The following is a 9,010-nucleotide window of genomic DNA, read 5'->3' as shown; positions in this document are numbered from 1 at the left end:
ATATTGAATTGATTGCATACTTTTATTCGCAATTTTCGCTGCTAATGCGTTAGCTTCATCTAATAAAGTTTCTTCTGGTACTACAATTGTAGCTAATCCAAATTCCTTAGCTTCAACACCAGAAATTGGTTCAGAAGTCGCAAGCATAACTAATGCTTTATCTTTACCTACATAACGTGGTAATCGTTGTGTCCCAGCAAACCCAGGAATAATTCCTAAGTTTAATTCAGGTAAACCAAGTTTTGCGTTTTCTGCAACAACTCGAATATGGCAGCTCATTGCAAATTCTAGTCCGCCACCTAATGCAGCTCCGTGAATTGCTGCGATGATCGGCTTAGAATAATTTTCAACACGATCAAAAACTAGTTGACCTCTTCTTGCAACAACTGCTGCATCTTCAGCATTTTTGAAAGAAGTAAATTCTTTAATATCTGCACCTGCAGAGAAAAATCTACCTTCTCCATGAACAACTAAAACGCTTACATCATTGTTATTTTCTAATTCATCTAAACGCTTAACTAAATCAGCAAATACAACCGAAGACATTGCATTTGCTGGTGGATTTTGAATTGTTAATAATGCAATACCATCGGATATTTTACATTGAATTAAACTCACAACTATTCCTCCCTATTTTTCAAAATGTACTAGAACGTTAATTTTGGTACCCGCATCCTCTTATTAATAATTGGTGAACTTTATCGGCTTTTGACTCTAAATCTTGTTTTTGACCGGTCATTACCCAATGGGTCATCACTTCATCAATCGTGCCGAAGATCATTTGTCTAGCTGTACGAATATCCAATTGTTTGTCGAACAAACCACTATTGATTCCTTCATTTAAAATTGAATCAATGATATGTAGATACTCTTTTAGTACCTCATTTATTCTTAATCTCAGGTCAATATTTGTTTGTCTTACTTCCAATTGCATAACGATTGCTAAATGAGAATCTTTAGACATTTCATAAAAGTGAGTTTTTACCAACATTAATAATTTCGATATCGCGTCCGGTTTACCTTCAATTTTTTCACGAATTTTTTCAGTAAAATTTCCCATCTTCTCTTCAAACAGTGAAATTAAGATGGATTCTTTATTTTTAAAATACAAATAGATTGTTCCGTCAGCTACACCAGCCTGTTTTGCAATTTTAGAAACTTGCGCCTGATGGTAACCATTTTCAGCAATTACAACAACTGCAGCATCAATTATTTGTTTATATTTTGGTTTATCTCTTTTCATTTTTTATTAACCCCTTCTTACAGTGAATGAATAATCATTCATATTCTCATAATACAAATTTATCAGAAAATTGTCAATTGTCCTGTAATATTTTTTATGTATAAAGTTTCTTTACAAAAGCTTTTACTATTCTTTTTAATCTTTGTACTTTCATTCAATTTTATCAGGTTTCTTTTCTAATCAATCTTTAAATTTATTTTAGCATAGTATTTTAATAACAGTTCGTAAAATAAAGAGGGATGCTTATGTTATCATCCCCCATATATTATTATATTAAATTTTCATCAGAATCCTCAGGTTTCGTATTCTTCTGTTTTTCTTCTTCTAGCAATGTTCTTCTTAAGATTTTACCAATCATTGTTTTTGGTAATTCATTCCTAAATTCATAAATTCTCGGAACCTTATAAGCTGCTAAATATTTCCGACAAAAATCATCTAGTTCAGCCTCAGTCACTGATTTTCCTTCTTTTAATACAATATAAGCTTTAACTGTTTCACCACGATATGCATCAGGAATACCAACTATAACTGCTTCTTTAATAGCCTCGTGTTCATATAATACTTCCTCAATATCTCTAGGGTAAACGTTAAACCCTCCTGCATTAATCATATCTTTCTTACGGTCAACGATATAAAAGAAGCCTTCCTCATCCATATAGCCTAAATCACCTGTATATAACCAGCCATTTTTCAACGTCGTTGCGGTTTCCTCTGGCCGATTCCAATACCCCTTCATTACTTGTGGTCCTGAAACGATTAATTCCCCAATTTCACGATAAGGTAATTCTTCGTCAGTTTCTAGAGATACTATTTTAGCATCTGTACTTGGCCAAGGAACTCCAATGCTGCCCGTTACTCGCTTATCCCATAGGAAATTACTATGTGTAACTGGAGAAGCTTCTGACAAACCATAGCCCTCTACTAATTTTCCACCTGTAACCTTTTCAAATTGATCTTGAACTTCAACAGGTAATGCTGCGGAACCACTTAAGCAAGCATGAATACTTGATATATCGTTATTCTTTAAATCAGGATGATTTAATAATGCAATATACATTGTTGGAGCACCTGGAAACAATGTAGGCCGATATTTATTGATCGCCTTAAGCATTTGAGTTGCATCAAATCTCGGAACGATAATCATTTCATACGCACACATGATAGATAAATTCATACATGTCGTCATTCCATATACATGAAAAAAAGGTAAGACAGTCAAAATCTTTTCTTGGCCCTTCTTACTTTTATATAACCATTTTTCTGCCATTAACGTATTTGATGCTAAATTTTCATGTGTAAGCATGACACCTTTAGGAAATCCAGTAGTTCCTCCAGTATATTGAAGTATTGCTACATCTTCTACACTACTACTTGAGAGATCCTGTTCAATCGGTGTAGATATTTGCATAATAAAACTAAATTGATGAATCGAGTGATCATTAGGAATCTCAGGTGCCTTTGGCTGTTTTGAATAAGGATATAACAGCTTTTTAAAAAATGGTAAATAGTCCTTAATCCCAGTAACAAAAATATGTTGAAGATTAGTAGATTTTTTTACTTCGTACACTCTATTAATTAATAAATCTAAACAAATAATAGCTGTTGCACCACTATCATTCATTTGATATTCAAGCTCACGTTCAGTATATAGCGGATTTGTTTGGACGATAATTGCTTCTGCAAAAAGAATCCCATAATAAGCAATCACTGCTTGAGGGCAATTAGGAAGCATAATTGCAACTCGATCGCCTTTTTTAATTCCTAAATTCCTTAAAAAATTGGCGAATCTTAAAGACTGAATATAAATTTCATTAAAGGTCATCGATTTCCCAAGGAAATTAAGCGCTTTCTTAGCTGGATATTCTGAAGCTGTTTGCTTTAAATATGTTGGTAATAAATCAAACTGTTCGTCTAATGTAGCTGGTATTTGCTCTGGATACTGACTCACCCAAGGCCTTAATCTTGGTTCCTCCATACCATTCACCACCAGTATTTTAAAAGTATGTTCATACTAAAATTAGTATATGTTACAAATTTCAGCTATACAATCAAAATATTAAGAATATTTAATCACTAGTGGATTTTGAATTTGTTTTGGAATTTATTGAACCAATTGATCAATTACTTCATCACTATCATAGTAAAAACTAGATGACATATCTGTGCGATTAGTCAATAATCCAAAATTGTATTCATGAAAGTTTTCTAAAGTGAGAGATTTAACTTTCCCCTCATTTGATAATCTTTTTACAAGTTTAAAAATAAATGAGTATTGCGAGTCAATATTAGTTGTTGCAAGGTGAAATATCCCTTTTAAATTATTTTCAATAATTTTTCTTACTTGCTTAGCAATTCCTGTATCAATTGCATGATTTAAAAAAATATTATCATATGCATCAATTTCTTGGCCCTTTTCTATTTTATCCTTTATCTCATTTAGTCTTGGTGATTGTTTTCCCCAAACCATTGGCAATCTTAATACGATTCCATTATCGCCAATCTCATTCTTAATTAATTCTTCACATTTTATTTTAAATTGTCCATAATCTGATTCGGCAACAGGAAGATCGTTTTCAGCGTGATGCTTTGAAACTTCTCCATCAAAAACATTTGTTGTAGAACAAAATAAAAATTTCGTTGAAGTTGATTTTATTTTTTCTACTATTCTAGAATGCGCCTCAAGTTGAACATTAAAATCACCACGTAAACAAGAAACAATTACATCTGGACAAATACGATCTATCCAGGTCAAAATTTTCTCTGAATCATTAATATCCCATTGTAATTGTTGATCATTTTTCAAATCTAATTTTGTTTGATTGAACGTTCCATAAACGTCATAATCAGGAGAAAATTCTTTTATTAAAGCCTTCCCAACTAGCCCGCTAGCACCTAAAATTAATAATTTCATTGTCTCTCTCCTTTTTACAAAATATTTAATAAACTTGTGATATATTGAATGTATCATAATAAACAGTGTTTACAAAGGTCATAAATTTAAAGTCAAACTATTTAAAAGCTTTTAATCAATCAGACTTAAATGATAACAGGGAGTGGGGTTCATATGAAAACAAAGGTTCTTTTAAACAACCGTATTGTCGATTTAAAATCTGCAAATGTAAATATTTTAGATCGAGGTTATCAATTTGGAGATGGCGTTTATGAGGTTATTCGTTTTTTCAATAAGTCTTATTTCGAACTCGATGCACATTTAATTCGCTTGAAGGAAAGCTGTGAAAAAATATTAATACCTTTTAAAATGCACCTGAAAAAGCTTGAAAGTGATTTAGTTTATTTAATGAACACTTGCGATTATGATAACGGATATGTTTATATCCAAATTAGTAGAGGTGTAATGAATCGAAATCATATTTACCAAGACGAAGCTAATTTAAAGCCACAACTGATTGCTTATACAGTAAGAGAAGATCATAGACCATTACAGCAAATGGAAAAAGGAATAACTGCCTATATAACGAATGATATTCGATGGCTCCGCTGTGATATAAAAAGTTTAAACTTATTAGGTAGTGTTTTAGTAAAAAATGAGGCTTACGCTAAAGGAGCGAAAGAAGCAATTTTGCATAGAGATGGGATCATTACAGAAGGATCAGCAACAAACGTTTTTATCGTAAAAAACTCTACCCTATACACTCATCCTGCCAATCACTTAATTCTAAATGGCATTACTCGAAAAGTAGTACTTGAAATTGCAAAAAAAGAAAGACTCGAAGTAAAAGAGATTCCATTCTCAATTGATGAACTTTTAAATTCGGATGAAACTTTTACAACAGCATCAGTTTCTGACATCCTACCTGTTACTTCTGTTTTAATTAATGAAAAATCATATTCTATCGGTATAGGAAAGCGTGGAGAAATAACAAAGAGAATTCAAGATTCATACACTAATTTAATTGATAAAATTCTTCAGGATCAGTCAACAAACTAGACATCACTATATAGCATTATAAAACTGCATGAAAAACTGCTGGTTTACCTTAGTGAGGTGTGACTTGACTTGGCAATTTTTATAGCAATTTTGATCGCCTTAATTGGCGCGGCTCTTGCTCTCGTTTTTACTATAGGGCAATCTAGAAAACGAAAATTCATCATATGGGGTATCACGAATATGGTAGCCATTGGGCCATTTTTGTCATTTGCCATTGGAATTACCTACGCTATTATCGAAGGAGATGGCTGGGCAGGGATGTTGATGTGGGTATTGTATCCAATCATATTTATTATTGGTCTCTTTCAGTTAATTATTGGGATTTTCATGAAAAAAAGCTCCGATAAAAATAGTTATAAGTACCATTAGTTGCCTAAAAGTATAGCCTGTATCTTAGACTGAAATTATAAGATACAGGCTTTTTGTTGTTTTTCTTACGATCGAAGTGCAACTTTAAAAAACAGATTTAACAATTGATTAAAGTTTTGTTAAGTTGATTTTATTTGAATAAATGTAATATAGAATAATTTTTATATATAAAATGTTACATGCGAAAAAATCCTGTACTGTCATTGTAATTTCATTTTTAGTAAATAGGCTTTACATGTTTATGAAGTAAATATGTAAAAAGGGTGATTGCTATGCCAAGACTAACATCGTATGTAAAACGTATTTTTAATTCATTATTTACAAATATAGCTGAGGCAAAAGGAAAAAAAATAACCGGTTACAAATCAAAAAAATGGATTAGTTACGGAGATAGTATCACTTCGTCTAACGGATGGCAGCCTGCTGTAGCAGAAAAGTTAGGCCTAACTCATGTTAATAGAGGGATTGGCGGAACAACCATAGCTGAAAATGGTTCGATTGCTTGGATTGATAAGAATGGAAATTACAAAGGTCAACCACCTAAACCACAGCCAAATGGAACGATAGAAATTTTATCAAGTATGTGTAACAGTCAAAGGATCAATGCTACGATTCCACTTAATACTCAACTTTTAACAATAATGGGTGGAACAAATGACTTTGGTAGAGGTATTCCTTTAGGAAAAGGGTTCCCAACAAATGAACGACCCAATTTAGACGAATCTACATTTATCGGTGCTTTGTGTTCAATGATTGAAAAAATACAAACAAGGTTACCAAATTGTAGGATTATTCTTATGACGCCTGTACCTAGATATCACAACGGAAAATATGAAGATAAAAATAAAGCTGGTTATTTAACATCTGATTATGCTAGAGCTGTAAAAGATGTAGCTACATTTTACGCATTGCCATGCATCGACCTATACTCTAATGTTGGTTGGAATAGAATGAACGGTGAATATTATTTAATTGATAGTATGCATCCAAATAAAACTAGAGGATATAAACGTGTTTCGGAGATTGTAATTGGAGAGTTAGAAGTTCTGCAGCAGGATGTTAAAAGTAGTATAGAAGATGAGGATAATGATCATACAACAGAAAATTAAAAACTGCTAAAAATAGATCTCANNGACCTATGAGATCTATTTTTTTTATTGTCTTTTTAATAATCTAGCTACATCTTTCCACTTTACTTTTTCACTGTAATACATTACCCCATTAACATAAATACGGCTAGCAACACGAGTTAAAATCATTATTGAAACGATTAAAATTAATATACTAGCACTTATTTCTATAAAATTCATTTCTCCACTTACAAATCTAGAAAATGCTACAAGTGGAGCAAAAAATGGAATATATGAGCTAATTTGAACAAATGTACCACCTGGATTTACTAATGCATTGATACTAATAAAGAATGCCGCTACGACTAAAATAGTAATTGGCATCAGAACCATTTGAAGCTCTTCTGTTCTTGAAACAACTGACCCAATTGCAGCGTAAAGTAATCCATAAAGTAAATAGCCTAATAAGAAATAAACTACAAATGCAATGATGGTTGTAGCATCTAATGCCTCTAAATCTATTTTCATTCCGAAAAAAGATATCGCATTTGTATTAACCCAGCCTAATAAATTGGCAAAAAGAAAACCTATCCCTAATACAATTAATTGTGCACAAGCTACAAAAAACACCGCAATGACTCTTCCGTATAAAGTCACGACAGGACTTACTTTTGGTAGTAATACCTCCATTACTCTAGAAGACTTCTCAGCAACAATTCCCGTTGCAATTGAGTTTCCATAAATTAATAGAAACATATACAATAAGAAACCAAAAAAGTAAGCAATTCCGAATGTGGCCATTGGGTTTTTTAGAACATTTTCATTTACTTCTACTTTTTGCAATAACTTTGTTGCAGATTCAGGCGATAGCTTTAAATCTTGGGCAGTTTTATTTAAGTAATTTTGCTGCAAAGTCATATTTACGACTGAAAGCACTTCACTATTTGAAAACTTTTTATACGTATATTGAATTGACGGGACATTGTTTTTTTCGGAAAGAATAAGCAGTCCATCTTTTGAACCATCTTCAATTTGATTTTTTAAATCTTTTTCTTTCGATGCTTTGCTTTGCTCGATCTTTGCAGATTTAATCGTTTTGTTTAAACTAGCAATATCTACCGAATAATTTTTCGAGTTATCAATTAAAACAATTTTATCTTTATCCTTATTATTCTTTTCTGTACCAGCAAAATATTTTTGTACTCCAAATATTCCAACGACTAATACAAATAAAATAACACTCATAATCATCGTTGCTCTTGCCAAAAGACCTTCACGTAAATGAAATAAAAAGACCGTACTAAATTTCTTCATTTATTTCGCCCTCTCTATAAAGATATCATTTAGTGTAGGTTCTAATAATTGGAACTTCTTTATCGAACCTAAGTCTGACTTAATACGATTTAAAATCGTAAAAGCCTCATCATCACTTTTTACCTTTACGTAGATTCCTAATTGCTTTTGTTCATAACTTACATTATTGGAATCTAGTAATTGTTTAATCGATGTTATATCTTCTAAAATTAAATTTCTATACCCATAGTCTTCTTTTAAGCTACTTAAACTACCTTCAGCGACTACATTACCGTTCTTAAGTATACAAACATGCTCACAAAAAGCCTCCACTTGATCCATACGGTGGCTTGATAATATGACCGTTTTCCCTTTCTGAATTTGTTCGGTAATAATTGAAGCCATTAACTCTGCATTAACTGGATCTAGTCCACTAAATGGCTCATCTAAAATAATCAACTCAGGGTTATGTAATAAAGTTACAATTAGTTGTATTTTTTGTTGGTTACCTTTTGAAAGTTCCCCTGCCTTTTTATTTCGATAATGTGGTATTTCTAGACGGTCTAGCCAATATGTTATTGCTACATCAACCTCTTTATTAGACATACCTTCTAATTTCCCGAAATATTTAAGCTGATCAACAACCTTGCTTTTGGTAAATAATCCTCTTTCTTCTGGTAAATACCCTACCTTTACTTTATCGGTTTTAAATGGGCTCCCTTTCCAAGTTATTTCTCCTTTTGTAGGTGTAAGAAGGCCTAATAACATTTTAATGGTGGTCGTTTTACCTGCTCCATTTCTACCTAATAAACCAAATACTCTTCCTGTAGGCAAAGTCAATGACAATTCGTTAACGGCAAAAGTATCTCCAAAATTTTTAGAAAGCTGTTTTATTTCTAAAGTCAACGCTCTTCCCCCTTTGAAGTTTAAGTAAAAGTTTACTTAAATGTAATTCCTATACATTAAGCATACATTTAAAAGAATTCTAATAAAAGGTAAAAATCGTTTTAGTTTGTCTGTTTATCTAACTTGATTAGTCTAAAGACAGAAATGAAAAAATGAGAATACCATTCTAGTATTCTCATT

The 9,010-nt window shown here is 32.0% G+C and carries 9 protein-coding genes; 3 read left to right on the top strand and 6 right to left on the bottom strand.

Annotated elements, in window-relative coordinates; genetic code table 11:
* The 4 genes from COI44_RS22430 to COI44_RS22415 form a co-directional block, all read right to left on the bottom strand.
* Positions 1 to 618 (bottom strand): enoyl-CoA hydratase (locus COI44_RS22430; RefSeq protein WP_098429869.1); only part of this gene is annotated, 618 nt, incomplete at its 3' end.
* Between the two features lie 37 nt (positions 619 to 655).
* A complete protein-coding gene (locus COI44_RS22425) occupies positions 656 to 1,243 on the bottom strand; it encodes a fatty acid metabolism transcriptional regulator FadR (protein WP_056472373.1) in 588 nt (195 codons plus the stop codon).
* A 268-nt stretch (positions 1,244 to 1,511) separates the two neighbouring features.
* Positions 1,512 to 3,218 carry an AMP-binding protein gene (locus COI44_RS22420; RefSeq protein ID WP_098429868.1) on the bottom strand — a complete coding sequence of 569 codons (1,707 nt, stop codon included), beginning with the start codon at positions 3,216 to 3,218 and terminating at the stop codon, positions 1,512 to 1,514.
* Between the two features lie 126 nt (positions 3,219 to 3,344).
* The gene (locus tag COI44_RS22415) at positions 3,345 to 4,154 is read right to left on the bottom strand and encodes a sugar nucleotide-binding protein (protein ID WP_179887231.1); all 810 of its coding nucleotides are present in this window, start codon (positions 4,152 to 4,154) and stop codon (positions 3,345 to 3,347) included.
* Between the two features lie 153 nt (positions 4,155 to 4,307).
* On the opposite strand from COI44_RS22415, the gene dat reads away from it, so the two are divergent.
* The 3 genes from dat to COI44_RS22400 all read left to right on the top strand — a co-directional run bounded on the left by dat (position 4,308) and on the right by COI44_RS22400 (position 6,670).
* Positions 4,308 to 5,192: a D-amino-acid transaminase gene (gene dat, locus COI44_RS22410; protein ID WP_179887230.1), complete on the top strand. Its 885-nt coding sequence runs from the start codon at positions 4,308 to 4,310 to the stop codon at positions 5,190 to 5,192.
* 69 nt (positions 5,193 to 5,261) lie between these two features.
* On the top strand, positions 5,262 to 5,561 hold the full coding sequence (locus COI44_RS22405) for a hypothetical protein (RefSeq protein ID WP_098429865.1): 300 nt from the start codon (positions 5,262 to 5,264) through the stop codon (positions 5,559 to 5,561).
* Positions 5,562 to 5,833: 272 nt separating this feature from the next.
* Positions 5,834 to 6,670 (top strand): SGNH/GDSL hydrolase family protein, encoded by an 837-nt coding sequence (locus tag COI44_RS22400; RefSeq protein ID WP_098429864.1) that lies wholly within the window; start codon positions 5,834 to 5,836, stop codon positions 6,668 to 6,670.
* A 45-nt stretch (positions 6,671 to 6,715) separates the two neighbouring features.
* Here COI44_RS22400 and COI44_RS22395 read toward each other — a convergent pair whose 3' ends face one another.
* Both COI44_RS22395 and COI44_RS22390 read right to left on the bottom strand, forming a co-directional pair.
* Complete coding sequence (locus COI44_RS22395; RefSeq protein WP_098429863.1) at positions 6,716 to 7,945, bottom strand: ABC transporter permease; 1,230 nt, start codon at positions 7,943 to 7,945, stop codon at positions 6,716 to 6,718.
* Positions 7,946 to 8,830 carry an ABC transporter ATP-binding protein gene (locus COI44_RS22390; protein ID WP_098429862.1) on the bottom strand — a complete coding sequence of 295 codons (885 nt, stop codon included), beginning with the start codon at positions 8,828 to 8,830 and terminating at the stop codon, positions 7,946 to 7,948.
* Between the last annotated feature and the right edge of the window lie 180 nt (positions 8,831 to 9,010).

It is taken from the genome of Bacillus sp. AFS088145 (genome assembly GCF_002564465.1).
Lineage (GTDB): Bacteria > Bacillota > Bacilli > Bacillales > Bacillaceae_G > Gottfriedia.
The sequence above is the reverse complement of the archived record's forward strand: the minus strand, read 5'-3'. Positions and strand labels throughout refer to the sequence as shown.